The organism is Fictibacillus nanhaiensis (assembly GCF_042686385.1).
GTDB lineage: Bacteria > Bacillota > Bacilli > Bacillales > Fictibacillaceae > Fictibacillus > Fictibacillus nanhaiensis.
Genome location: NZ_JBHUPF010000006.1, coordinates 2433226 through 2456155, shown reverse-complemented (window position 1 = coordinate 2456155; position 22930 = coordinate 2433226). Strand labels below are relative to the sequence as shown.

Annotated in this window: 31 protein-coding genes; 23 read left to right on the top strand and 8 right to left on the bottom strand. The window is 38.9% G+C overall.

Going from position 1 to position 22930, the window contains the following annotated elements; translation table 11 throughout:
* Positions 1 to 55 precede the first annotated feature (55 nt).
* Positions 56 to 202 carry a hypothetical protein gene (locus ACFS5O_RS16175; protein ID WP_205726015.1) on the top strand — a complete coding sequence of 49 codons (147 nt, stop codon included), beginning with the start codon at positions 56 to 58 and terminating at the stop codon, positions 200 to 202.
* 40 nt (positions 203 to 242) lie between these two features.
* Here ACFS5O_RS16175 and ACFS5O_RS16170 read toward each other — a convergent pair whose 3' ends face one another.
* Entirely contained in the window at positions 243 to 1130 is an 888-nt protein-coding gene (locus tag ACFS5O_RS16170; protein WP_205726016.1) for a COX15/CtaA family protein, read from the bottom strand.
* A 390-nt stretch (positions 1131 to 1520) separates the two neighbouring features.
* On the opposite strand from ACFS5O_RS16170, the gene cyoE reads away from it, so the two are divergent.
* The 7 genes from cyoE to ACFS5O_RS16135 all read left to right on the top strand — a co-directional run bounded on the left by cyoE (position 1521) and on the right by ACFS5O_RS16135 (position 8438).
* Positions 1521 to 2414, top strand: a complete 894-nt coding sequence (gene cyoE / locus ACFS5O_RS16165) for a heme o synthase (protein WP_066399927.1) — start codon at positions 1521 to 1523, stop codon at positions 2412 to 2414.
* 263 nt (positions 2415 to 2677) lie between these two features.
* Positions 2678 to 3697, top strand: a complete 1020-nt coding sequence (gene coxB / locus ACFS5O_RS16160) for a cytochrome c oxidase subunit II (RefSeq protein ID WP_066393351.1) — start codon at positions 2678 to 2680, stop codon at positions 3695 to 3697.
* Positions 3698 to 3728: 31 nt separating this feature from the next.
* Complete coding sequence (ctaD, locus tag ACFS5O_RS16155) at positions 3729 to 5573, top strand: cytochrome c oxidase subunit I (RefSeq protein ID WP_066393353.1); 1845 nt, start codon at positions 3729 to 3731, stop codon at positions 5571 to 5573.
* Positions 5573 to 6193, top strand: coding sequence for a cytochrome c oxidase subunit 3 (locus tag ACFS5O_RS16150; protein WP_066393359.1), 621 nt, complete (start codon positions 5573 to 5575; stop codon positions 6191 to 6193). The genes ctaD and ACFS5O_RS16150 overlap by 1 nt, the downstream gene beginning before the upstream one ends.
* 4 nt (positions 6194 to 6197) lie before the next feature.
* Positions 6198 to 6542, top strand: coding sequence for a cytochrome C oxidase subunit IV family protein (locus ACFS5O_RS16145; RefSeq protein WP_066393364.1), 345 nt, complete (start codon positions 6198 to 6200; stop codon positions 6540 to 6542).
* 135 nt (positions 6543 to 6677) lie between these two features.
* Complete coding sequence (locus ACFS5O_RS16140; protein WP_205726017.1) at positions 6678 to 7550, top strand: cytochrome c oxidase assembly protein; 873 nt, start codon at positions 6678 to 6680, stop codon at positions 7548 to 7550.
* Between the two features lie 171 nt (positions 7551 to 7721).
* Positions 7722 to 8438 carry a nucleotidyltransferase domain-containing protein gene (locus tag ACFS5O_RS16135; RefSeq protein WP_205727254.1) on the top strand — a complete coding sequence of 239 codons (717 nt, stop codon included), beginning with the start codon at positions 7722 to 7724 and terminating at the stop codon, positions 8436 to 8438.
* A 29-nt stretch (positions 8439 to 8467) separates the two neighbouring features.
* Here the strand turns inward: ACFS5O_RS16135 and ACFS5O_RS16130 are convergent, their stop codons facing one another.
* Positions 8468 to 8818, bottom strand: coding sequence for a YugN family protein (locus ACFS5O_RS16130; protein WP_066393368.1), 351 nt, complete (start codon positions 8816 to 8818; stop codon positions 8468 to 8470).
* Positions 8819 to 8977: 159 nt separating this feature from the next.
* Between ACFS5O_RS16130 and ACFS5O_RS16125 the strand changes: the two genes are divergently transcribed.
* Both ACFS5O_RS16125 and ACFS5O_RS16120 read left to right on the top strand, forming a co-directional pair.
* Positions 8978 to 9406, top strand: coding sequence for a CBS domain-containing protein (locus ACFS5O_RS16125; protein ID WP_205726018.1), 429 nt, complete (start codon positions 8978 to 8980; stop codon positions 9404 to 9406).
* 121 nt (positions 9407 to 9527) lie between these two features.
* On the top strand, positions 9528 to 10559 hold the full coding sequence (locus tag ACFS5O_RS16120; RefSeq protein WP_205726019.1) for a CAP domain-containing protein: 1032 nt from the start codon (positions 9528 to 9530) through the stop codon (positions 10557 to 10559).
* 60 nt (positions 10560 to 10619) lie between these two features.
* On the opposite strand, the gene ACFS5O_RS16115 is transcribed toward ACFS5O_RS16120, so the two are convergent.
* Positions 10620 to 11099, bottom strand: coding sequence for a PaaI family thioesterase (locus ACFS5O_RS16115; protein ID WP_205726020.1), 480 nt, complete (start codon positions 11097 to 11099; stop codon positions 10620 to 10622).
* A 172-nt stretch (positions 11100 to 11271) separates the two neighbouring features.
* Between ACFS5O_RS16115 and ylbD the strand changes: the two genes are divergently transcribed.
* The 4 genes from ylbD to ACFS5O_RS16095 all read left to right on the top strand — a co-directional run bounded on the left by ylbD (position 11272) and on the right by ACFS5O_RS16095 (position 13028).
* Entirely contained in the window at positions 11272 to 11670 is a 399-nt protein-coding gene (gene ylbD, locus ACFS5O_RS16110) for a YlbD family protein (RefSeq protein ID WP_205726021.1), read from the top strand.
* Between the two features lie 15 nt (positions 11671 to 11685).
* On the top strand, positions 11686 to 11988 hold the full coding sequence (locus tag ACFS5O_RS16105) for a YlbE-like family protein (protein ID WP_066393380.1): 303 nt from the start codon (positions 11686 to 11688) through the stop codon (positions 11986 to 11988).
* 60 nt (positions 11989 to 12048) lie between these two features.
* A complete protein-coding gene (locus ACFS5O_RS16100) occupies positions 12049 to 12480 on the top strand; it encodes a hypothetical protein (RefSeq protein WP_205726022.1) in 432 nt (143 codons plus the stop codon).
* 113 nt (positions 12481 to 12593) lie between these two features.
* Complete coding sequence (locus ACFS5O_RS16095; protein WP_205726023.1) at positions 12594 to 13028, top strand: YlbF/YmcA family competence regulator; 435 nt, start codon at positions 12594 to 12596, stop codon at positions 13026 to 13028.
* Between the two features lie 2 nt (positions 13029 to 13030).
* On the opposite strand, the gene ACFS5O_RS16090 is transcribed toward ACFS5O_RS16095, so the two are convergent.
* Positions 13031 to 13351 carry a hypothetical protein gene (locus ACFS5O_RS16090; RefSeq protein WP_205726024.1) on the bottom strand — a complete coding sequence of 107 codons (321 nt, stop codon included), beginning with the start codon at positions 13349 to 13351 and terminating at the stop codon, positions 13031 to 13033.
* A 69-nt stretch (positions 13352 to 13420) separates the two neighbouring features.
* Here ACFS5O_RS16090 and ACFS5O_RS16085 point away from each other — a divergent pair, with 69 nt between their 5' ends.
* Positions 13421 to 13696 (top strand): YlbG family protein, encoded by a 276-nt coding sequence (locus tag ACFS5O_RS16085; RefSeq protein ID WP_066393389.1) that lies wholly within the window; start codon positions 13421 to 13423, stop codon positions 13694 to 13696.
* A 55-nt stretch (positions 13697 to 13751) separates the two neighbouring features.
* Here ACFS5O_RS16085 and ACFS5O_RS16080 read toward each other — a convergent pair whose 3' ends face one another.
* Positions 13752 to 14129 carry a DUF7147 family protein gene (locus ACFS5O_RS16080; protein WP_205726025.1) on the bottom strand — a complete coding sequence of 126 codons (378 nt, stop codon included), beginning with the start codon at positions 14127 to 14129 and terminating at the stop codon, positions 13752 to 13754.
* A gap of 338 nt (positions 14130 to 14467) precedes the next feature.
* On the opposite strand from ACFS5O_RS16080, the gene rsmD reads away from it, so the two are divergent.
* Complete coding sequence (gene rsmD, locus ACFS5O_RS16075) at positions 14468 to 15022, top strand: 16S rRNA (guanine(966)-N(2))-methyltransferase RsmD (RefSeq protein ID WP_066393392.1); 555 nt, start codon at positions 14468 to 14470, stop codon at positions 15020 to 15022.
* 22 nt (positions 15023 to 15044) lie between these two features.
* On the top strand, positions 15045 to 15533 hold the full coding sequence (gene coaD / locus ACFS5O_RS16070) for a pantetheine-phosphate adenylyltransferase (protein ID WP_205726026.1): 489 nt from the start codon (positions 15045 to 15047) through the stop codon (positions 15531 to 15533).
* On the opposite strand, the gene ylbJ is transcribed toward coaD, so the two are convergent.
* Positions 15530 to 16747, bottom strand: coding sequence for a sporulation integral membrane protein YlbJ (gene ylbJ / locus ACFS5O_RS16065; protein WP_205726027.1), 1218 nt, complete (start codon positions 16745 to 16747; stop codon positions 15530 to 15532). The two genes, coaD and ylbJ, sit on opposite strands and share 4 nt — an antisense overlap.
* 123 nt (positions 16748 to 16870) lie before the next feature.
* Between ylbJ and ACFS5O_RS16060 the strand changes: the two genes are divergently transcribed.
* Complete coding sequence (locus tag ACFS5O_RS16060) at positions 16871 to 17665, top strand: patatin-like phospholipase family protein (RefSeq protein WP_205726028.1); 795 nt, start codon at positions 16871 to 16873, stop codon at positions 17663 to 17665.
* A complete protein-coding gene (locus tag ACFS5O_RS16055) occupies positions 17655 to 18698 on the top strand; it encodes a SepM family pheromone-processing serine protease (protein ID WP_205726029.1) in 1044 nt (347 codons plus the stop codon). The genes ACFS5O_RS16060 and ACFS5O_RS16055 overlap by 11 nt, the downstream gene beginning before the upstream one ends.
* Positions 18699 to 18793: 95 nt before the next feature.
* Here ACFS5O_RS16055 and ACFS5O_RS16050 read toward each other — a convergent pair whose 3' ends face one another.
* A complete protein-coding gene (locus ACFS5O_RS16050) occupies positions 18794 to 19996 on the bottom strand; it encodes a nucleotidyltransferase (protein WP_205726030.1) in 1203 nt (400 codons plus the stop codon).
* Positions 19997 to 20145: 149 nt separating this feature from the next.
* Here ACFS5O_RS16050 and ACFS5O_RS16045 point away from each other — a divergent pair, with 149 nt between their 5' ends.
* The 4 genes from ACFS5O_RS16045 (at position 20146) to ACFS5O_RS16030 (ending at position 22390) form a co-directional block, all read left to right on the top strand.
* Complete coding sequence (locus ACFS5O_RS16045; RefSeq protein ID WP_066393415.1) at positions 20146 to 20664, top strand: YceD family protein; 519 nt, start codon at positions 20146 to 20148, stop codon at positions 20662 to 20664.
* A 51-nt stretch (positions 20665 to 20715) separates the two neighbouring features.
* A complete protein-coding gene (gene rpmF / locus ACFS5O_RS16040) occupies positions 20716 to 20889 on the top strand; it encodes a 50S ribosomal protein L32 (protein ID WP_066240492.1) in 174 nt (57 codons plus the stop codon).
* A gap of 79 nt (positions 20890 to 20968) precedes the next feature.
* Entirely contained in the window at positions 20969 to 21730 is a 762-nt protein-coding gene (locus ACFS5O_RS16035) for an enoyl-CoA hydratase/isomerase family protein (RefSeq protein WP_205726031.1), read from the top strand.
* 87 nt (positions 21731 to 21817) lie between these two features.
* On the top strand, positions 21818 to 22390 hold the full coding sequence (locus ACFS5O_RS16030) for an RsfA family transcriptional regulator (RefSeq protein ID WP_205726032.1): 573 nt from the start codon (positions 21818 to 21820) through the stop codon (positions 22388 to 22390).
* Positions 22391 to 22422: 32 nt separating this feature from the next.
* Here the strand turns inward: ACFS5O_RS16030 and ACFS5O_RS16025 are convergent, their stop codons facing one another.
* The gene (locus ACFS5O_RS16025; protein WP_066393419.1) at positions 22423 to 22902 is read right to left on the bottom strand and encodes an N-acetyltransferase; all 480 of its coding nucleotides are present in this window, start codon (positions 22900 to 22902) and stop codon (positions 22423 to 22425) included.
* Positions 22903 to 22930: the final 28 nt, after the last annotated feature.

The window sequence follows — 22930 nt, the reverse complement described above, 5'->3', positions numbered from 1 at the left end:
TAAAAGATTGTGCTCTGACCTCCTTGTCACCTTTGACAATTGATTGGAGTGGAAGGTGCGAGACTCCTACGGGACAGGCGGGCAGCTGAGACACTTAAGAGTGAAACGTACGAATGTGGCTCAGCGTCTGCCCCGTGGAAAGCGAGCAGCCTGGAACGGAAATCAATACTTCCAAAAGCAACATACGATAACAGCAAAATAAAAAACCCAAGGTGCAAACCGTGCACCTTGGGTTTTTTGATTTACTTTCGATATACGATTAAAGCTAAGTAGCTCAGTGTTCCAAACAAGAAAGAGATGATCAATCCATGCCCAAGGGCTACGAATAAGTTTAAGTTTGAATAAACGATCAATGCTCCTGATACACCTTGGAGGATGACGAATAGGAGAGCGAACTGAAATCCTTTTGTTACTACTTTTTGATCGCTGTAGTACTTTCTCGCGTGATACCAAGAATATACGATCCAAATAAAAAGTACGATAGCCGCAATACGGTGCAACAAATGAATGCTAGCTTGAGATCCTATCGTTGCAAATATGGTTCCGTTACATAACGGGAACTCTGGACCACATCCCATGCTTGAGCCGGTATGTCTTACGAGTGCACCCGTATATACAACCGCATATAGATACGCAAATAACCAATAGATATTTTTCTTGAATCCTGGTGATACTTTCGCTATAAATGGGCGATCAGGATCTTCAAAAGAAAGAATCGCGATCAACAGAACACTTGCAAACGAAACGAGTGAAAAGCCAAAATGAGAAGCAAGAACAGCTGAAGATTGACTCCAAACAACTGCAGCGGCTCCTAAAAGGCCTTGAAGGATAATAAAGAATACCGCTGATCCAGCTAGAATCTTTATTTCTTTTCTATGCGGGTCTCTTCTCCATGCCCAAATCGCGAGTATGATAACGAGAAGACCAAGCCATGCTGACACAAACCGGTGACTTACCTCAATAATCGTTTCAAGTTTAGGTGCTGTAGGCAAGATCTCTCCATAACAGAGGGGCCAAGAATTACCGCATCCGTCTCCCGAGCCTGTTTTTGTTACAACAGCTCCCATTAGCAATACGAGCAACATTCCTAGTGAAGTAATAATAGAATAAATCTGATAAAATCTTTTCAATTCATTCACCTGCTTTTTTTGTCCTATAACCGTTCACAAATTTGTAATAATTTCAACAAGTATTCCAAACACTTCCATCGTACAAATAATATAAGATAGTGTCTATATTAGTCGAAGTATACAAAGGACTTGATTTGTTTTATAATGTTAGAGGACATTTTCTTTATATATTCTTTATATATCACTATCCTATCATATAGGTAAAACGTTCTACTTTACATATTGTGAACAGATGAAGACATTTTTTTACCGTTGATTTTAGAGTCAAGCCCATATAGAATGAATGAGGGCTTAAATAACAGCAAAAGCAAGATTTGGAACATTTTACTCTAAAAGGAGGTGTATCTGTTGAGCAAAACTCCAACTGCATATGAAGTCGCTAACAAAGTAATGGAACCTGGACCTCTATCTGAAGCGAATCCTACAGGCACCTGGAAAGATTTTTTGACCATCGCGAAGCTCGGGATCGTTATGAGTAACTTGATTACGACATTTGCTGGATTCTTTCTAGCTTTAAAATATAACAATCTTTTATTTTCCGACAAGATTGGTGATTTAGTTCTTTGTATTTTAGGTGCAGCACTCGTTATCGCAGGTGGTTGCTGCTTAAATAACTATATTGATAGAGATATAGACCAACTGATGGAACGTACGATTGAGAGGCCGACAGTTACAGGCAGGATTAGTGCGAATCAAGTTCTTTGGGTAGGTATTATTCTTTCCGCAATCGGAACAGTTATGCTTGCCATGACAACATTAACCGCAGCCGTAATGGGATTGATCGGACTTTTCGTATATGTCGTTGTTTACACGATGTGGCTCAAACGAACGCATTCTATTAATACGGTAGTCGGAGGTATATCTGGGGCGGTACCGCCATTAATTGGTTGGGCGGCTGTAGATGCAAACCTTCATTGGGTTGCGTGGATCTTATTCTTGATCATGTTTTTATGGCAACCACCACACTTTTTGGCGCTTGCGATGAAACGTTGTGAAGATTATCGAAAAGCGGGAATTCCGATGCTTCCTGTTGTATCCGGTTTCGCATTAACGAAACGTCAGATGATTTGGTATGTAGCCGCATTACTTCCTGTGTCTCTTTACCTTTTTGAATTTGGTATCGTCTACTTGATCTTGGCTGCTGTGTTAGGAACAGGTTGGCTGATTCTAGCATTATCAGGGTTAAAGACTAAAGATGACATGAAGTGGGCTCGTATGATGTTCGTGTATTCGTTGAATTATATGACCATTATGTTTGTTGCTATGATCTTAGTGAACATATAGATTTTTATGCTGGAACAGCGCAATTGTGCTGTTCCTATAATCGCCTTTACATAAAAGGGCTTTCATAAAAAAGTATGGATGAAGCCTAATTCTTTGTAATCACTCAATAGAGAGTGAGACAACTAGTTGATCGAGAACAATTTAGTGTTACAGCGTAAGATTTACTTTTGCTATTTCCATTCAAATAACCTATTTATTTGAATTGAATAGATAGAACATTCAGTCAAAACAGACTACAACGAGAAAGTGGGGTATATGTAGTGATGAAAAAATGGCTACAAAAAGGGCGTTTTCTTTCCTTATTTGCCATGTTGGCTCTTCTTTTGATGGGGTGCGGAGATCCGACTCTATCAACTTTAATTCCGCAAGGTGAAGTTGCTGACAAACAGTTCCAGCTGATGCTGATCTCTATTAGTATTATGATCCTGGTCCTGGTGGTAGTTTTCGTTCTTTATGCATTCGTATTATTGAAGTTTAGAAAGAGAAAAGGTGACGAATCTACACCTAAGCAAGTGGAAGGTAACCACATGCTTGAACTATTATGGACAGTTATTCCGATTCTTTTGCTTATCATCTTGGCTGTACCAACTGTTATGAGAACGTTTGAATTCTCTGCAGATGCAAAACCAGCTTCTAAGAACGAGCTAAGCATCAAGGTTACTGGACACCAATATTGGTGGGAGTTTGAGTATCCGAAAGAAGAATTAATCACTTCTCAGGAATTGGTTCTTCCAGCAGATACGAAAGTACACGTTGAATTATCATCTGCTGATGTCATTCACTCTTTCTGGATTCCTTCACTAGCTGGTAAGACGGATACGAACCCTGGTGATAAAAACAAGAACTACATGTGGTTTGATACGGGAAGCAAGACAGATGTAGTGTACAAAGGGAAATGTGCTGAGCTTTGTGGTGCATCCCATGCTTTAATGGATTTTAAAGTAAGAGTTGTTTCTAAAGAAGACTACAAGAACTGGGTTGCGGGCTATAAAGCGGCTGACGAAAAATCTTCTGCTAATGCTGATGGACAACAAGTCTTTGAAAAGAACTGTTTATCTTGTCATGCTGTCGGACAAAACGGCGGGAACACAGGACCTAGCTTAACTGGTTTTGGGGATAAAGACCGTGTAGCAGGTATCTTAGAACATGATAAAGAAAATCTGAAAAAGTGGATCAAGGATCCTCAAGAAGTGAAACCAGGTAATAACATGCCTAAAGTTAATCTTTCTGATGAGGAAATTGATGCTGTTTCAGATTACTTGTTAGGTCTTAAATTGAAATAGTCTTAAGCATTGCAAAAAAGGAGGTTACACCGTGGCAACTCACGAAAGTCACAAAAAGAGAAGTGGGTTAATGGATTGGCTCACTACCGTTGACCATAAAAAGATCGGGATTCTGTATCTTTTGGCTGGTGGCTTCTTCTTCTTAATCGGAGGACTTGAAGCAGTTTTAATGCGTATTCAACTTATGGAACCAGACAGCAAGATTTTCACTGGTGAACTTTATAATCAATTGTTAACGATGCATGGAACAACGATGATCTTCTTGGCAGCTATGCCGATCATCTTTGGTTTTATGAATGCGATCGTTCCCTTACAGTTAGGTGCTCGTGACGTAGCGTTTCCTTATGTGAACGCAGTCGGATTCTGGTTATTCTTCTTCGGGGGAGTGCTTTTGAACTTAAGTTGGTTCTTAGGTGGAGCTCCAGAAGCTGGATGGACAGCTTATGCACCTTTATCCACGGTAGCAGAAGACACGGGTGTTGATTTCTATGTACTGGGTCTTCAGATTGCCGGAGCAGGTACTCTTGCAGGAGGAATTAACTTCCTTGTAACGATTATCAACATGCGTGCCCCTGGTATGACATTCATGCGTATGCCATTGTTCACGTGGGCTTCATTTGTTACTTCAGGACTTATTCTTTTCGCGTTCCCTGCACTTACAGTAGGATTCTTCTTACTAATGTTCGAACGTGTATTTGATGCAAATTTCTTTAATCCAGATATGGGTGGTAACATTTTAATCTGGGAACACATTTTCTGGATCTTTGGTCACCCGGAAGTTTATATCTTAATTCTTCCAGCATTCGGTATTATCTCTGAAGTTATTTCTACATTCTCTAATAAGCGCTTGTTCGGTTATAGCGCAATGGTTTTTGCAACAGTACTTATCGGTTTCCTAGGCTTCATGGTTTGGGTTCACCACATGTTCACGGTTGGTTTAGGACCTGTAGCTAACTCAATCTTCGCTGTAGCAACGATGGCGATCGCCATTCCAACAGGTGTTAAGATCTTTAACTGGATCTTTACGATGTGGGGCGGACAGATTCGTTTCTCGACAGCTATGCTATTTGCAGTAGGTTTCGTACCAACGTTCGTAATGGGTGGAGTAACAGGGGTTATGCTTTCTGTACCTGCTGCTGACTACCAATACCATGATAGTTATTTTGTAGTAGCTCACTTCCACTACGTAATCGTAGGTGGTTTGATTTTAGGATTATTCTCAGGTTTATACTACTGGTACCCTAGAATGTTTAACCGCGTATTAAATGAAACACTTGGAAAGTGGAACTTTTGGTTGTTCTTTATTGGTTTCCATTTAACGTTCTTCCCTCAACACTGGTTAGGACTAATGGGGATGCCTAGACGTGTTTATACATATATGTCTGGCCAAGAACTTGACGGAGCAAACTTTGTAAGTACGATCGGTGCAATCCTTATGGGAGCTGGAACAATCGTACTTTTAATCAACATCATTATTTCAGCATCTTCTAAATATGCAACAACAAAAGATCCATGGGATGGTCGTACACTTGAATGGTCTATGCCAGTACCAACTCCAGAATACAACTTTGCTCAAACACCACTCGTTCGTGGTCTTGATGCATTGTATGTTGAAAAAACAGCTGGAAACGGCGAGATGACACCTGCAGAACCTGTAGGAGAGATTCATATGCCAAACGGATCAATTCTACCGTTCATTTTATCTTTAGGCATGTTTATTGCTGGTTTTGGTTTTATCTACTCAAACTGGTACGTAGCAGGAGCAGGACTCGGGCTTGTATTGATCACCATGTTCCTACGTTCTATTATTGATGATCATGGGTATCATATTCATAAAGAAGAAGTTGAAGCAGACATTAAAGGGGGTAGAGCTTAATGAATGCTGGAGAACGTTTAACAGATGCTAATTTCCCTGCTCATCCTGAAAAAGCTACCCTTGAAGGTAAGAATAAATTTTTAGGATTCTGGTTATTCCTTGGTGGAGAAACGGTGTTGTTTGCAACACTTTTTGGGACATATCTTGGTCTTAGAAACATGCATTTAGATGGTCCTTCTGGGGAAGAACTATTTTCACTGCCATTAGTATTTCTAGCTACAATGCTGCTACTTACTAGTTCACTTACGAGTGTGTACGCAGTACTTTCTTTAAAGCAGAACAAAGTACGCTCTTTACAAGGCTGGTTCCTGGTAACCTTATTATTAGGTCTTGGGTTCTTAGGCCTAGAGATTTATGAGTTCATACATTATGTTCACGAAGGTCATACGTTTACTAGTTCTGCATTTGGTTCAGCTTTCTATACATTAGTTGGTTTCCACGGAGCTCACGTATTGTTCGGAATTCTATGGATCACTACGTTGTTAGCAAGAAACTGGAACAGAGGAATCACATTATCTAATGCTCCAAAGTATTATTTGTTTGCTCTATATTGGCACTTTGTCGATGTTGTATGGGTATTCATTTTTACTGTTGTTTATCTAATGGGAAAGGTAGGCTAAACTCATGGCTAATCACACACAAAACCCTGAAACTACCGTTCATCGTCACGAAGAGATTCAGCGTAAGCTTGCCTTGAAAGAGGAGCGTAAGCATCATAACGTTTCTTTTGTCATGATGATTCTTTTAACGATCGTTGCATTCTTTGCGATCTGGAGCGACAAGATCAGTGATTCGTTTGCTGTTTTGTTTATCCTAACATTGGCAGTTGTTCAAGTATTCTTCCAGCTGTATGTTTGGATGCACTTAAGCCACAAAGGACATGACTTCCCAATCTGGGGTATGGCTAGTGGTATATTGGTTGCAGCTATAACAGTAGCTTCCTTAATGGGACTTATTTGGACATCGTAAAGAAGGAAGGGCTGCATCTTGTATGCAGCCCTTTTTATTTGTTACAATATTACGAATTGTCACTAACATTCCGTACAAGTACCAACTATGATTGATATAGTGGTTATGGGTACTTTTATAAAGGAGATGACAGACATGCATCATAATCATCATGTTCATCATACTAGTTTGAGTGATTATAACTGGTACGAGCTTTTTCCGCCTTCTATATATGTTCTAGCCATCATTCTAGCGTTCGTTTATTTTCGATTCGTTGCCCGAGACAAACAGGGTAAGAAGCTCGCGACAAAATGGCAGCAAACTTCAATGATCGCTTCACTCTTGTTACTGATCATTATAAAAGGGACTCCTGTTCAGGTTTTAGGACACAATTATTTATTTAGTGTTCACATGGTGCAGATGGCAGTGCTTTATTTAATGATTGCACCACTCATGATCCTTGCGATTCCTGAGGTGAAATGGAAGAATTGGTTAAACAAAAAAACATTTCTCACTCGTGTTTTTCATTTCCTTACAAAACCGTTGCTTGCACTGCTGATCTTTAACGCTGTATTTTCCTTGTATCATATTCCATTAGTGTTTGATGCCGCCGTTTCAAATCCTATCATCCATTATGGGTATCATGCTTTGTTATTAATAACAGCTTATACGATGTGGTGGCCGGTTCTTTGTCCGGTTAAAGAGCTTGATACGCTATCAGATATTAAAAAGATCGGATACGTTTTTGCGAATGGAGTTCTAATGACTCCAGCTTGCGCATTGATCATGTTTGCAGATTTTCAACTCTATGAAACATACAGAAATGTACCACAATTATTTGAAACGATGACACCGAAAGAAGATCAGCACGTAGGTGGAGTAACGATGAAAATCTTCCAAGAGGTTATCTACGCATTTGTACTCGGTTTGATCTTCACAAGATGGGTGAAAAAAGAGCGACTGCGCGATAAAGCAGATTTAGAGTTAATTAAGAGACAAAATAATCAATTGAAACCTGAATTAAAGTAACCGGCATATTGCGGGTTATTTTTTTGTGTAAAAGTGATGAATGAGATCCTTGTTCAATACGCACCTTTTCTGAGATGAGAGGTAGTAAAATATAAGAAAAAAAAGAAATGGGACAGTGTATGTCGAATAATAAAAGTAAAAGCTCAATAGAAAGGAAAGAAGATCATGAGAATCAGTGCCAGACAAGCAGCTAAAGAATTTATAGAATCTCATTATCCAAACTGTGATGTTGCCTATTTGGCTGGAAGCGTAGTTAGGGGAGAAGAAACAGAGAGCTCTGATCTAGATATTATCATCATCGATCGTTCTGTTAGTGAATCATACCGAGAATCACTTACTGAGTATGATTGGCCGATAGAGGTCTTTGTTCACAATATGTTTACGTACAAACATTTTTTTAAACAAAATATCGATCGAGCTAGACCCTCTCTTCCTCAAATGTGTGCTGAGGGGATCATTCTTCGTGACACAGGACAGGCATCACGAATCAAGAATGAAGCTTTACAGCTGTTAAAAGCAGGTCCAACACCTTGGAAAACGATTGAGATTGAACAAGCACGTTATTTCTTAACCGATCTATTAAACGATTTGGAAGGGTCAACGAATGTTTTAGAAGATTTATTCATCGTTTCAAAACTCGCTGATCGGACACATGAATTTGTATTACGTGTTAATGGGCACTGGATCGGAGAAGGGAAATGGATTCTACGTGCTTTAAAAGAATACAACGAAACGTTTGCAGAACAATTTGCATCTGTATTTGATGATTATTATTCCAATCGCATCAAATCAAATGTAATTGAATTTGTTGACGAAGTAATCGCTCCATATGGTGGCAGACTGTTTGAAGGGTATTCCTCTCAATCTCCAGAAAGAGCTGCTGAATAAGAAAAACCCCTCATGTTAGAGGGGTTTTTTTAAACGTGTAACTCACTATGAAGTGCTTCGATTAATTTGTTGCATTGATTAACAACGTGTTTCGGAAATACTTCATCATATTCCACACCGTGAGGGTAATAATGTTTCCCTACATAAGGTGTTCCAAGTTCAACTTTAGCATGTGGTGTTTCTGTTTCAGCTTCAATAACATGACAAGGGAATCGGAAATAATAAACATCGCCATTCGTCATGTCTTCAAATTTGTAATCATATGTAATACGTTCATAATCCCATTGGCCAGCACGGATCATGCCATGGTTTTCCATTACATGTTCTAAAAGTGAAAACTCAACAACCTTCCCGTTTAAGCCGCTTTCTTCAAATTTCATTGTGAAACCTCCTAGGAATTCAATAAAAAAATAATAATCACTTCTTAATGATATTATGAAAGCGCTAAAGATGCAATCATTGTCAAAAGTGCGTATATTTGTTTTTCTTTCGTAAAGCATAAGGAAGAATAGATTTCCATTTTAGAGGAGGTAAAGATTTTGAAAAAGGTAAGTGAGATCATGACGCGGGAAGTAGATTTTGTAACACCTCTAGACAATGTTTATGAAGTGGCCGTTAAAATGAAGAATGACAATGTAGGTGTTATTCCAGTGTGTGAAAATGAACAAATAATAGGAGTCATCACGGACCGAGATATTGTCGTTCGAGGAGTTGCTGAAAAACGTCCAGGTTCTACAAAAGTAACAGATGTTATGAGCGATGAATTATACACAGGCTCTGCAGATATGACAGCTGAAGAAGCCGCAGACCTTATGGCAGATAAACAAATTAGAAGGTTACCTATCGTTGAGAACAACAAGCTTGTAGGGATTATTTCTTTAGGAGATCTATCTCTTGCAAAAGAGAGTGACTCTGCTGCTGGACATACTCTTTCACAAGTTTCAGAGCAGCGGAATCAAATTCAATAACCAGTAGTAGTATAAAACAGTTCTATTTAAAATGGAGCTGTTTTATTTTTGAAACGGTTCATCCAAACACATACCCTCTATGCTAAACTAAGAAGAGAAGAAAGATATAGGGGGAACCATTATGCGAGGATTGGTTACTTTTTTCCTATCCGTTTTTATTTTGATCGGTTTGTTTTTTTATGATGTTCTGCCAGAATTTAAGGTCGAGAAAGAAAAGCCTGATACAAAAGTAGAGTACATAGAGGAAACATTAAAGATTCCTGATGATGCTGTTTCTAACTGGGTAGGTAAAGATATAGGTGCATTTAAGGAGCAATGGGGAGAACCTGAAAGGATCGATCCATCAAGTTATGGTTATGAATGGTACATTTATGGCAATAAGAGTCCAAAAGGTTATCTTCAAGCCGGAGTAGAAAACGGGAAAGTTGTTACGTTGTTCGTCATTGGATCTGACGTGAACACCTCACCATTTACAATTGGAGAGAATTCAAATAAGATCATTCAGAAGTTTCCCATAGAGAGTGATATCACCATTAATGATGGCGAAGATTTTTTTAGATTCGAACTATCTGAGCAGGAAGTCATGTTACGTCCACTCATTAAATTGAAAGATAACGTTTGGGTACAACTGTATTTTGATAAGTTCACAAATCAGCTCTCTAGTGTCAGGTACACGACTTCAGATGTATTATTAAAACAGAGACCTTATTCAATCGTTTATCGGGGTGATCTGCCTCCGCTTGGACAATTGAGTGAGGATGAACAGAAAAAAGTAGATCAATCTGAAGAACAACAAGTTTTTGAGTTAACCAACATCATACGTCTCAAATACGAAAAAAACCCGTTAGAATGGGATGAAAGAACTTCAGAAGTAGCATTCTTGCATTCAAAAGATATGTTGGATCAGCAATATTTTTCCCATGAGAGTAAGGATGGAAGGACGCTCTCTGACAGGCTACAGCAAAAAGAAGTCACATTTTTGCAAGCAGGCGAAAACATAGCCGCAAACTACACGGACGGGATCGCAGCTGTAGAAGGCTGGATGAACAGTGAAGGACATCGAAAGACGCTGTTAAACAATGAATATACTCACTTAGGAGTAGGTGTAGATCATAAGTATTACACCCAGAACTTTTTAGTACCCATGAAGTAGATTGTTGAAAAAAGGCTGAACCTTAGAGGGTTCAGCTTTTTTTTTTGATGAACTTGGGTGTTACTCAGCAAGTTTAAAGAATGTACCTGAAGCCGAAGCGATTAACGTACCGTGTTCGTTACGCACTTTTCCATCCATACGTACTAATTGTCTGCCATTATGAACAACTTCAGCGCGGCAGATAAACAATTCTCCAACACCTGGTGTTAAATAGTCCACTTTTAGTTCTACCGTTACAGCCCCTCTTTTGTTACCTGGAACAAGACTGGCCATTGTGCCCATCGCTGTATCTAATAGGGTTGCTGTTAAGCCCCCATGTAAGATCCCGATTGAATTATCAAGAAGTGGGGAATTAGGCATCTCCATTTCAAGGGTATGATCATCGATTCTAGTTGTTTTAAAGTTTAATAAAGAAGCAATGTGTGTCATATGGTCCTTTTCTCTTTTTGTTTTTAAACTGTCTAAGAAAAGTTTCATGACTTGTTGTTCTTGTTCCGTACTCGTTTCAAAGAAATCGTTCCACTCGTCCTTAATATCCAATATTCTCTCCCTCAATCTTTTTTTATTTTTATTGTACCTTTTTGGGCGGATGAGAATAAAGTAAACAGAATTAACTTTGCACCATTTATAAAAAATGGGCGCACCAATTTATGGGCACTTATGTATCATGTAGTAAACATCATTCGTCAGTGGATGGCTGGGGGTGGATTCTGTGGTAAAGACTGATATTGAAAGTTTCAAGGAGTTCGTTCATAAACATCCTGATTTAATTAAGGAAGTGAAGAAGAATAAGAGGCCTTGGAAAGAAGTTTATCAAGATTGGATTGTTTTAGGAGAAGAACATGAAAGCTGGAATCAGTATGCAAAAGACAAAGAAAATAAACAAGAAGATCGCTCTAAGTCCGATAAGACGAGAACAGAACTTACAGTTGGAGACATCGTAACGGGTTTAAGTAAGCTTCAAATCACGGATGTACAAAAATATTTATCGCAATTTGGTAGTTTGATGGATGCGGTACAAGAGCTATTACAGCAATTTAACAATCAGTCTGACAGACCGAACCAGCTGCCGGAAAATAAAATGAATGATTATCCTTCTTATAGGGACTAAAAGGATGTGTGCGGAGTGCGAAGAGAAATTCTTGAATATTTAAATACAAGACCTGACTTGAAATATTATATAAGAGAAAAGCCGGAGTGGTATAGAAAGTTAAGCAGAAACCCTTTTTCAGTATCAGAGCTGGAAGAGGGTGCAAAAGTGTTTTACGGACGTACCTTTGGGCAAAGAGTAGATAAATTTCATCAACAAGTACAAAATTTTGGTTTGTTGATGGAGTTAATCTCTGTCATGGGAGATGAAGTTAAAGGCGGCAGTGCTCCCGTACAGAATGATTTTCCACCGATGCCAGACTCTATGAACAACGGGTAAGGATGAGGGATAATAAACATGTAAAAGGAAAAAACTACTTCTATAAGGAGTGGTTTTTTTATGAAAAGAAATAGACGGATCTATTCAGGTGCTCTATTAGTGATCATCGTTCTCACACTATTTACGGTAACCAAATTATACGAAGGACCTTCTGAGACCAAACTTCAAGAATCAAAAGCCGTTGAGGTTTCCGCTTCGTATCCATTAATGGATAAAGACTGGGCGGTCAACTATCATGTGAAAAAGCAGCGAATATATTTTGAAAATATTATTTCAAGGTTTTCCTTCCAAGGGGGTCTTACCAAGACACCCGGAAATAAGGATGGGTATATTGCGGTTTTTGTAAATAATAAGTGGAGAATGAATGCGAATCAATCTATGTTTATCTTAAAAGATATGAATCCTGGTAAACACACAATTACTTTACAGCTGAAGAAAAAGGATGGTTCTGATTACGGTTTAAAGAAAAATATAGTCGTTCAAGTTCGATAACTCTTCGATTTTTGAAGAGTTTTATTTTTTGTATAAGGCTCCTATGCTTTTAAGTACATCCAATATCCGCTATAATGGATAAGAAACCTCATACCTAAAGGGAGGTGTGACGTATGAGTATAGACCAAAGTGTATTGCTGGAACAGTCCTTAGCATTAGCAGATATGGTTGCTGATTCCAGTGTTGCAATAGCATATAGAAAGTCAAAATATCACCTAGAGCAAGATGAAGAAGCACAGAAATTGATTGCTCGTTTCGCTAAGATGAAAGAACAGTATGAAGAAGTTCAGCGTTTTGGTAAATATCATCCTGATTTTCATACCGTTTCAACACAAGTTCGAACACTTAAACGAGAGCTTGATTTTCATGAAAATATCGCTCAATTTAAGAAAGCAGAAAAAGAACTTGAAAATTTATTGATGGAATGCAGCAAAATCATAGCATATAGTGTTTCAGAACAAATTAAAGTTCCAACGGGTAATCCGTTCTTTGATGAAAGCTCTTGCAGTGGTGGATGTGGTTCTGGTGGATCTTGTGGCTGTGCTTAATTTCAGTCTTTAAACCGAATGCAATCAAAACATAGATTGCCACAGCAGAACATTTTCTCTTGCGGAACTAAAAAACGCATGCGGTACACATGAAGATTATCTTCATATCTTACAAATGTAAGATTCAATGTTAGCCGTTTCCCTTTCATAGCTTTTACGGCATGTTTTTTTACAGAATCAGTTGATTGTTCGATTGTAAACTGCGAAGAAACCGTTACATATATGAAAGGGATACCGGCCATCATTTTTTTCTCAACATGAATGATCGTTGGATCTTGGTTCATACGATACAAGAACTGTTCCCAAATGTTATCTAAGTCCAAAATTCATCACTTCCTAATAAGGAGTATTCATTTTATTTTCAATTTTAGTATATAAAAGGGGCTTTAATTATGATAGGTAATCGTCGTGGGCTATCTGTTTTTCTCCATTCATTAAAGTTTTCAAAACAGTTAAGACGCTATGGAAATGTACACTATGTTTCTAGAAGGTTAAAATACGCTGTTCTTTATTGTGATGGAAACAAAATAGAAGAGATCGCAGCAAAGCTTGAATCCCTGCATTTTGTAAAAGAAGTAAAAAGGTCTCATAAACAGGAGATCAAGACAGAATATGAAAGTAAGATCGTTGATAAAGCAAAAGAGTATGATTATAAGATGGGGATTTAAAAGACAGGCCGCTAATACAAATAGCTGCCTGTTTTTTTATTTCGTTACTCTGTCTCTATGTTAATGGTGGGATGAGATAGTTCAAGCGAAGAATCCCTGTTAAATAGTGAAAAAATAGTTCGGTTTCAGCAAAATCTGTTGATGGTTTCACATCAAAAGTTATCACTTCTTTATTCAGTTCAGCGGATTTTGTTTCGAACAGGTCTATTCGTTTCGAAGGATAAGGCACTCCTTCTCGGCAAATGTATAGCGGCTGAAACTTCCCTTCAGAAGCAGGGTGAAGTACCGCAACAAGTGACGCATACATTTTATCTTCTTTCTTGACTTTTAGACATAATAGCTGTGAGATGCGTTCTTTGTTTGTTTCCATGATTTCCAGAAGTTCATAAAGATCTGAATACCCTTCCCCAAGCTCAATAAATCGTTGAATCATGATTCAATCCCCTTTCTATAAAACAATGTAGCACAATCATCTATGAGCTTTAAAGGATTTTCAGCATGAAAAAAAACCTGCAGCAAAAACTGCAGGTTGCCTTTAAAACAAAATCACTTCTGTTCAAAGGCGATGGGAGAGGAGAAACCGGATGAAGAACTTATGGGGAGTAAGTCTTCTCCGCGGTTGGCAACAACATCGTTCGTTGATGTTGTTATAAATAGTATGACCGCATTTAATTTGCCTTATACTTATAAGAAAAAGATTTGATGTTTGATTACAGGAATACTTGTGATAGGATAAGTAAGGGAAAACGGATAAAGAATTGAGTGAAGAACGTGAGAGTAATAGCTGGAGAATGTAAAGGAAGACCACTAAAAGCAGTACCAGGTACAACTACTCGTCCAACTACTGATAAGATCAAAGAGTCCATCTTTAACATGATCGGTCCTTTCTTTGATGGAGGTACGGGTCTTGATTTATATGGTGGAAGCGGTGGCTTAGGTTTAGAAGCATTAAGCCGAGGTATGGAGCATTTCATTTTCATTGACAAAGATCAAAAAGCGATACATACGATCAAAGAGAATATTAAACAATGCAACTACGAAGACAAAACAGAAGTCTTTCGGAATGATGCGAAAAGAGCATTGAAAGCGCTTCATAAAAGAGAGATGCAATTCGATATGATATTCCTTGATCCTCCTTATGCGAGACAGATGTTGTTAAAGGACATGGAGGAGATTGATAAACTCGAACTTCTATCTCCAGAAGGAAGTATAGTGACTGAACATGGTACAGATGTAACACTACCAGAGGAGATCGGGAACTTTTATCAGGTCAGACAGGAAACATACGGTAAAACAACTACAATAACGATCTACAAACGCGATTAACATAAAGTATGAGGTGAAGAAAATGCCAACAACTGCAGTCTGTCCTGGTAGCTTTGACCCCGTTACTCGTGGTCATCTGGACATTATTAAACGTGGAGCAACTGTATTTGATGAAGTAATTGTCGTAGTAGCCAACAATCAGAGTAAAGACCCATTGTTCACAGTGGATGAGAGAATTGTGCTTTTAAAGGAAGTCACGAAACAGTTTCCAAATGTGAAAGTTGATTCGTTTAATGGACTATTGATCGATTACGTAAAGAATATCGGAGCAAATGTTATTCTTAGGGGACTTCGTGCGGTATCAGATTTTGAATACGAGATGAAAATCGCTTCTATCAACAAAAAATTAGATGACGAAGTTGAAACATTCTTTATGATGACTAACAATCAATACTCATTCCTAAGTTCAAGTATCGTTAAAGAAGCAGCAAAATATCATGCGAACGTTTCAGACCTTGTCCCTGAAGTTGTAGAAGAAGCCTTAAAAGTAAAATACAACAGCCCCCGTTAAGTACGGAGGCTGTTTTTTTTCACAAGGTTTCTGTTCCAAATGAGGATTGAAAGAATCAAGAATCCGAGTGTTACATAATGGCTATGCATGAGTGCATACATACCGAACTCACTAATATGCACCGTTTTCTCTGTAAGAAATGCAAATGCAGGAGCTGTAGTACTTTTAACGTGATACAAATAGGGGAATACTAAAAGACAAATGGTCGCAGATAAAAAACCATGAAGTATTCTTGCGAAAAAGAAAGGTTTGAACTTGATATCTGTATCTGCAAGGATACTAGCAACTTGAGCTTGTACGGAAAAACCGCTAAAAGCTAATATAAAACTTACAATCACTGCCTGTTGTAAAAGGGGTGATTGTGCGAGACTCGTTAAGTTGCTGCCTAACGTAATTTCGAAGATTCCTTTAATAAGAGGAAGGCTTAACTGTTCAGAAAGCGATAGCGTTATAAAAAAATAATTGATGATGCTTGAAAGCAGTTCTGCTACGTGAAGAAGATCCATCATCTTACTTAGTACAGAGAAGAGAATAATGAACCCACCGATCATAAGCAGTGTCTTTGTAGATTGTTGCACGGCATCTCCAAGAAGCTGTCCGATGGGGCGATTATCCGCTAGTCTTGCTTCATGCATATGTTTAAACGCGTTGGTCAAACCTTTTCCTCTATACCGTATCTCTTTTTCAACGGGTTCTTTTTTCCAACCATGGAACCTCATGATCAGTCCTACGAAAAAATTGCCTAAATAGTGGCTTGCCGCAAGAACGATGCCGAGAGCTGCATTATGAAAAAAGCCAACTGCAATCGCGCTGAACATGAACAAGGGGTTTGAACAATTCGTAAAAGATACAAGGCGTTCTGCTTCTAGTGTCGTAATCTGTTTTTGGTGCCATAGTCGGGCTGTTAGCTTTGCGCCAGCAGGAAACCCAGAAGATATGCCCATCGCCCAAACGAACCCTCCAGCACCAGGCACACGAAAAAGCGGTCTCATGAGTGGTTCGAATAAAACACCTATAAGATGTACCACACCAAATCCCATTAATACTTCTGATAAGATAAAAAAGGGCATTAAAGATGGGAAAACAACGTCCCACCACATCTTCAGACCGTTAACAGATGCGATATATGTTTCTTTTGGGTATATTATTATTGAAACTGCTAAGATGATGGCTGATGCTGACAAAAACAAGGTTTTGAAATAGGCTTTGTTCATAAGGGGGGTCTCCTCTCGCAAAATACACTATACTTACTTGTCCTCATCCTTATTTATACGTATAGCCTTACTCTTTAGACCATATGTTAAAAAAAGACGGTGCTTCTAAAGGAGGAGCAAAGGATGAAAGAACCGAAAATCGGACTTGCTCTAGGATCTGGTGGTGCCAGGGGGTTTGCACATCTTGGTGTTGTTAAAGCAATAAGAGAAGCTGGGATTCCTATAGATATGGTAGCCGGAAGCAGCATGGGAGCATTAGTGGGTGCGATGGTAAGTATGGGTCATAGCGATGAAAATCTTTACCGTATGGCAACGCTTTTTAAACGTAAATATTATATGGATTATACAGTCCCTAAGATGGGATTTATTACAGGGAAGAAAATCAAAGAACTCGTAAGGCTTCTTACTAAACAAAAACATATTGAACAAACGGATATTCCGTTAGCGATTGTAGCAACTGATCTACTGTTAGGAGAGAAAGTGGTATTCAGAACTGGTCCGATTGCAGATGCAGTTCGTGCTAGCATCTCGATCCCTGGAATATTAGTACCTGAAAAAATAGATGGCAAACTTTTAGTGGACGGTGGAGTCATCGATCGAGTACCTGTTTCAGTGGCAAGAGAGATGGGAGCAGATCTTGTGATAGCAGTAGATATCTCTCACTTTAAAGCGGAACTTCAAGTGTCATCTATTTTTGATGTTATCATTCAGAGCATTGATATCATGCAGCGGGAAATGGTCCGCTGGCATGAAATTTCAGCAGATATTATGATTCGTCCGATGGTTGAACAATTCAGCTCTACAGCATTTAAAGATGTAAATGATATAATCGCTATAGGAGAAGAAGCAGGCACAAAACAGATCCCAAAAATTTTAGAGAAGATCAACAACTGGAAGGAGTCTATGCATGACCACTGAAAAGACAACAAAACGAAAAAACTTTTTCTCGCAAAATAAATTCATTATTCTATTTTTGTTGGTGTTTGCTTTTTTAGCGTTCTATCCACTTCCTTACTACATTACCTCGCCTGGAGATGCAAGGGTATTAGATCCCATCATTAATGTTGAGGGAGGAGACGAAGATACAGGAGTCTTTATGCTGACTACAGTATCTGTGGGTACAGCGAACATTCCGCAATACATATGGGCAAAGCTGAGTGATTACCGCGAAGTCATTCCTGCTGATCAAATCAGAGGAGAAGATGAGACAGATGAAGAGTACAATCAACGACAACTTCAGATGATGGAAGATTCACAACATGCTGCAACGATTGTTGCGTTTCAAGAAGCAGGAAAAAAAGTAGATATTGAATATCATGGTGTTTATGTTACGGGGATCATGTCAGGCATGCCGGCAGAAAAAAAGTTAAAAGTTGGAGATAAGATTATTGCAGTTGACCGTAATCCGGTTATGGAAACAAAAAAACTTCTTGATACACTTGCTCCTAAAAAAGCAGGAGATTCAGTAGATTTAACGATACTCCGCGGCGATAAGAAAATGAATGTGAATATAAATATCGAGGAGTTTCCAAAGAAATATATTCAAGATCAAGGACCTAAAGCGGGTCTAGGCATTACTTCTCCTGTAGCAGATGTTTCAATTGTAACAGATCCTAAAGTGAAAATTGACACTTCACAGATCGGAGGGCCATCAGCTGGGCTGATGTTCACGTTAGAAATTATGGATCAGCTAACGCCAGAAGATCTAACCCATGGAAAGAAGATTGCAGGAACTGGAACCATGGACCTTCAAAAGAATGTTGGACCGATCGGCGGTATCCAACAAAAGATTGTTGCAGCTGATGAAGCTGGCGCCGAAATTTTCTTTGCTCCTGTTGATGGAGAAAACTATAGTGATGCAGTGAAAGCTCAAAAAGATATTGGATCTAAGATGAAAATCGTTCCTGTTAAAACGTTGAACGATGCACTGGATTATTTAAAGAAATTGTAGAGAAAAAGGATGCAGAAGCCACATTTGGCTTTTCTGCATCCTTTTTTCGCTCGTCGGAGCGGCTTTTAACCACGCTAAGAAGAGCCAGCCAATCATCACACCATTACCGGCGGAGTGTTAAATTCTTCTTTCTCAGCTTCTAGAGTATTTCGAGCTGCCCCTTGGGCGTAGACCAAAGATGCCTTAGCCTCCATCCTTAATCCAGATAAGTCATGCTTCGAGACCGTTGTAACAAGAGGAAGATCCAACGATTTTTTTACAGAACCTAGATACTCCCTGCCTCTACCTGTCATCCCTAACACGCGTATGTAGGAAGGGGGAGAGTCTAGAATGGCTAGCATCTCTTCTTTTTGCACCTTATTTAAAATGTGTAAACACGCACGTTGCAGTCTTGTCCAAGTATAACGTTTAGTCTTTAGATGTTTCATGAACGTATCGAATGAGTCAGATTTCTTCATCGCTTCGATCATCCTATATTCTAAACCCTCTTCAACCTCGTAATAACGGTTTATTTCACTAGGAGTTGTAGATAATAGTTGATAACGAAGAAGTGGATAAAAGCGTTCCCAGTTCATAAGTGTACCTTTTTCAACTTGTTCTTGAGCTAACAACTCAAATGTGTAACTAGGCATATACGGTGCTGCTTGTTCGGCATCGCTTGTAAAAATCGCTTCTCTGATAGCCGTGGCGCTAGCGATGTTGCCTGTACCTAGCATCACGTCATGGTAATCAGCATTTTTCCTCTTTATTGTAACAGGTCGAATATGTGAACCTAACTCACGGCTAGCTCTTACATATTCAAAACCTAAGATATTATTGGGCTTACTGAGATCAAGGGCTAATGGAATATCTAGTGATTCGTAAGCTCTTGAAGCTGCTGAAGGATAGGATAGACCTTTGTTCAAGAATGAACGAATAAGTTCTTGATACGTTTCCTGCTTATCGTCCAACCATTCATGTGTCTTGCTAAAAAGTTCAGCATCCCCAGATTCGCTTCCAAAACAAAAAGATTCTGCACCAAGAGACTGCAGCAAATAAATGCTGCCAGAAGCAAAACGAGGTGCATGACTAGTGGCATAAGCATACGGAAGTTCAATAACAAGATCGGCTCCACCTAATAAAGCCATCTTTGTCCTTTTCCATTTGGATAAGAGAGCAGGTTCTCCTCGTTGAAGGAAATTACCGCTCATCACGGCGATAATACAATCAGCACCTGTAGCTTTTTTCGTTTCTTGTAAATGATAATAATGTCCGTTGTGAAACGGATTATATTCTACAACAACACCAGTTGCTTTCAAGTGTTCCACTTCCTTTAAACGTTCGATTATACTTGTTTACATTGTACTAAAAAGAGTTTAGAATCAAAAGTATCAGTGTAAAGATAAAATATTGACATTTTATTTGATGACCGATATAATTACTACTGTTGCCTTGAGGTGATAAAGACATGAAATGGTCACTACAAGAAATTAAAAATTTTTACCGTAAACCGTTAACGTTTGAACAAAATGTTGATGCGAGCGGAGTGATGGAAAAAGACCCGGAGATCAGAAGCGTTGATCCTGTTCACGTAGAAGGACATGCAGATGTAACTCAGCAAAAAGCCACTTTTTACTTAAACATAAAAGGAAAAATGGTGTTGCCATGTGCCAACACATTGGTAGATGTGGAATTTCCATTCTCGGTAAAAACGACGGAAATTTTTATTTTCGATCCGAATTATACGGAATACGAAGATGAAGAGAGCCTTCACAAAGTCGAAGGACATTACGTTGACCTTCTCCCTGTCATCGAAGAGCATATTTTGCTTGAAAAACCGTTGAAAATTACGGCTGCTGATGTGACAGACAGTCCTGCTCCTAAGGAAGGAAAAGGATGGAAGAGGGTTACGGATGAAGACATGAAAAACCGGATTGATCCGCGTTTGGAAGGTCTGGCTAAATTTTTTGACGAAGACAAAAAGTGAAAGAATAGGTTATAATGATTCTTTCTAGAACCTTTAAGGAGGTGGATACAAATGGCAGTACCTTTTCGCAGAACTTCTCAAACTCGCCAAGCGAAGCGTCGTACACACTACAAGCTTTCCATGCCTGGTATGGTAAAGTGTCCACAGTGCGGAGAATACAAGTTATCTCACCGCGTTTGCCGTGAGTGTGGATCTTACAAAGGAAAAGAAGTAGTAAGCAAGTAATGAAAACAGGAAGCTATAGGCTTCCTGTTTTTTCATATACATAAATAAAGCGTTTTCTTTTGTATCGGAGGTGAACATAATGAACGAGCAACCTGTACTATGGGAGAAAAAGAATGGAATAGGATGGATCACATTAAATCGACCTTCTGTACGTAATGCGATTAACTACGATGTGATGAAAGAATTATCAACGCTTTTAAACGTAGCGAAACTGGATAAAGAGGTTAAAGTTCTTATCCTTACAGGAGCAGGTACAAAAGCGTTTTGTTCGGGAGGAGACCTCAGTGCATTTCATTCATTAAAGACTGAAGATCAAGCGTATGGGATGTTATCGAAAATGGGAAACATCCTTCACGATCTATTTTTCTTCCCGAAACCTACTGTCGCTCTTTTAAACGGATCAGCAGTTGGAGGGGGATGCGAGATTGCATCCGCATGTGATATCAGACTAGCTCGTGCAGAGGCAAAAGTGGGTTTTATACAAGGTCGTTTAGGCATTTCAACGGGCTGGGGAGGCGGTACATACCTCTTAGAAAGAATCAACCTGACAAGAGCTATGGATCTCTTATACAGTTCCACTCCTGTTACTGCTAAGCAAGGTATGGATTACGGATTCATCCAATATGTCATTAAAGGAAACAGTTTGAAAGAAACGGAACGCTATGTAAGTCGTTTTACTTCTCAACCTCTCGGAGTCATCGAATCTTATAAAGCTCTTCAGCTTGAAAGATTTGATAAAGAAAAAATAAAGCAGAGCGTACAAAATGAGATCACACGATGTTCAAAGCTATGGGCGTCAGATGACCATCATAAAAGAGTAGAGGCATTCTTAAGAAAATAAGTTTTCCCCATTTTAGTAGAATAAAAAGTCTATCTTATCTAGCACTAGCATATTCTTATTACAAACCACTAAAATGGGGGGATCTAAATGACAAATTTGCGCCAGGATGCCTGGACAAAAGATGAAGATGCTATTCTTGCTGAAGTAACACTTCGGCATATTCGCGAGGGAAGCACACAGTTGGTTGCTTTTGAAGAGGTAGGAGAGAAGCTGACTAGAACACCAGCAGCCTGTGGATTTCGGTGGAACTCACTTATTCGTAAACAATATGATAAAGCGATAACTGAGGCTAAAAAAGTACGCAAAGAGAGAAACAAGCGAAAAGTTAAACAGTTTGCATCTACCATTGAACATCACAATAACGAAGTACTTCAAATGGAGCATTCTAACACCGCGAAAAATGATAAGCCACTATCTTTAAACGAGATTATTTTGTTTTTGCAGCAGCTTCAGGCTGAAAAGCCGGTTTCCAAGAACTTAGAAGCGGAAAATAAAGCACTGATGTTGAAACTTCAAAACCTGAAGAAAGAAAACGGAACGTTGAAGAATAAACTTACTAAAGTGAATAAAGAATATGAAGCCGTACAACGAGATTATCAAGATGTATTGCAGATTATGGACAGGGCAAGAAAGTTAGTAGAAGTACCTGTTAGAAATTAAAAAAAGATGGCTTCCGCCATCTTTTTTATTTTTTATGCAAGGCGTTGTTCACTTACACCTGTTGGGTACCATACGTAAGGATTTTGTCCGCGGTCACGATCTTGATTATAGGTTACAGCTTCAAAGCCCATCTTCTCCCAAAAACCGCCAGACTGTTGTCTGCCATTCGTCTTGATCGGAAGCTGGAACGTTTTTGCGAACTCTACTAAAGCTTTCCCTAAACCTTTTGTCTGATGGTGAGGCAATACCTCTAACTTCCAAAGCTCTAAATAATCTTGTGGAGGATCAAAGTATTGATCATAAGCAGCTTCGATCTGATACAGACTCATACGTGCAACTAGTTTATCACCATAGTAAATTCCGTAGAATGGAGACTCACTGTCGTTTTCGATCATATTTTCTTGAAGATCCTCAAGCATTGACAGTTCTTGTACGCCGTATTCCTTGAACTGCTTAAATTCTTCAAGCGTTTTATAGTTAACTAATAATTTTTTTACTTCATACTTAAACATATGTTCTCCCCCAGTCTTTCTGTACTTT

What these genes read in the sequence shown, in the direction of transcription:
- coaD (WP_205726026.1), top strand. Translation starts at nt 15,045, where the DNA reads ATGCCAACAACTGCAGTCTGTCCTGGTAGCTTTGACCCCGTTACTCGT.
- ACFS5O_RS16100 (WP_205726022.1), top strand. Translation starts at nt 12,049, where the DNA reads ATGAAAAGAAATAGACGGATCTATTCAGGTGCTCTATTAGTGATCATC.
- ACFS5O_RS16055 (WP_205726029.1), top strand. Translation starts at nt 17,655, where the DNA reads ATGACCACTGAAAAGACAACAAAACGAAAAAACTTTTTCTCGCAAAAT.
- rpmF (WP_066240492.1), top strand. Translation starts at nt 20,716, where the DNA reads ATGGCAGTACCTTTTCGCAGAACTTCTCAAACTCGCCAAGCGAAGCGT.
- ACFS5O_RS16145 (WP_066393364.1), top strand. Translation starts at nt 6,198, where the DNA reads ATGGCTAATCACACACAAAACCCTGAAACTACCGTTCATCGTCACGAA.
- ACFS5O_RS16150 (WP_066393359.1), top strand. Translation starts at nt 5,573, where the DNA reads ATGAATGCTGGAGAACGTTTAACAGATGCTAATTTCCCTGCTCATCCT.
- ACFS5O_RS16130 (WP_066393368.1), bottom strand. Translation starts at nt 8,818, where the DNA reads ATGAAATTTGAAGAAAGCGGCTTAAACGGGAAGGTTGTTGAGTTTTCA.
- ACFS5O_RS16120 (WP_205726019.1), top strand. Translation starts at nt 9,528, where the DNA reads ATGCGAGGATTGGTTACTTTTTTCCTATCCGTTTTTATTTTGATCGGT.
- ACFS5O_RS16030 (WP_205726032.1), top strand. Translation starts at nt 21,818, where the DNA reads ATGACAAATTTGCGCCAGGATGCCTGGACAAAAGATGAAGATGCTATT.
- cyoE (WP_066399927.1), top strand. Translation starts at nt 1,521, where the DNA reads ATGGAACCTGGACCTCTATCTGAAGCGAATCCTACAGGCACCTGGAAA.
- ylbJ (WP_205726027.1), bottom strand. Translation starts at nt 16,747, where the DNA reads ATGAACAAAGCCTATTTCAAAACCTTGTTTTTGTCAGCATCAGCCATC.
- ACFS5O_RS16045 (WP_066393415.1), top strand. Translation starts at nt 20,146, where the DNA reads ATGAAATGGTCACTACAAGAAATTAAAAATTTTTACCGTAAACCGTTA.
- ACFS5O_RS16035 (WP_205726031.1), top strand. Translation starts at nt 20,969, where the DNA reads ATGAACGAGCAACCTGTACTATGGGAGAAAAAGAATGGAATAGGATGG.
- ACFS5O_RS16095 (WP_205726023.1), top strand. Translation starts at nt 12,594, where the DNA reads ATGAGTATAGACCAAAGTGTATTGCTGGAACAGTCCTTAGCATTAGCA.
- ACFS5O_RS16080 (WP_205726025.1), bottom strand. Translation starts at nt 14,129, where the DNA reads ATGATTCAACGATTTATTGAGCTTGGGGAAGGGTATTCAGATCTTTAT.
- ACFS5O_RS16140 (WP_205726017.1), top strand. Translation starts at nt 6,678, where the DNA reads ATGCATCATAATCATCATGTTCATCATACTAGTTTGAGTGATTATAAC.
- ACFS5O_RS16025 (WP_066393419.1), bottom strand. Translation starts at nt 22,902, where the DNA reads ATGTTTAAGTATGAAGTAAAAAAATTATTAGTTAACTATAAAACGCTT.
- coxB (WP_066393351.1), top strand. Translation starts at nt 2,678, where the DNA reads ATGAAAAAATGGCTACAAAAAGGGCGTTTTCTTTCCTTATTTGCCATG.
- ACFS5O_RS16085 (WP_066393389.1), top strand. Translation starts at nt 13,421, where the DNA reads ATGATAGGTAATCGTCGTGGGCTATCTGTTTTTCTCCATTCATTAAAG.
- ACFS5O_RS16060 (WP_205726028.1), top strand. Translation starts at nt 16,871, where the DNA reads ATGAAAGAACCGAAAATCGGACTTGCTCTAGGATCTGGTGGTGCCAGG.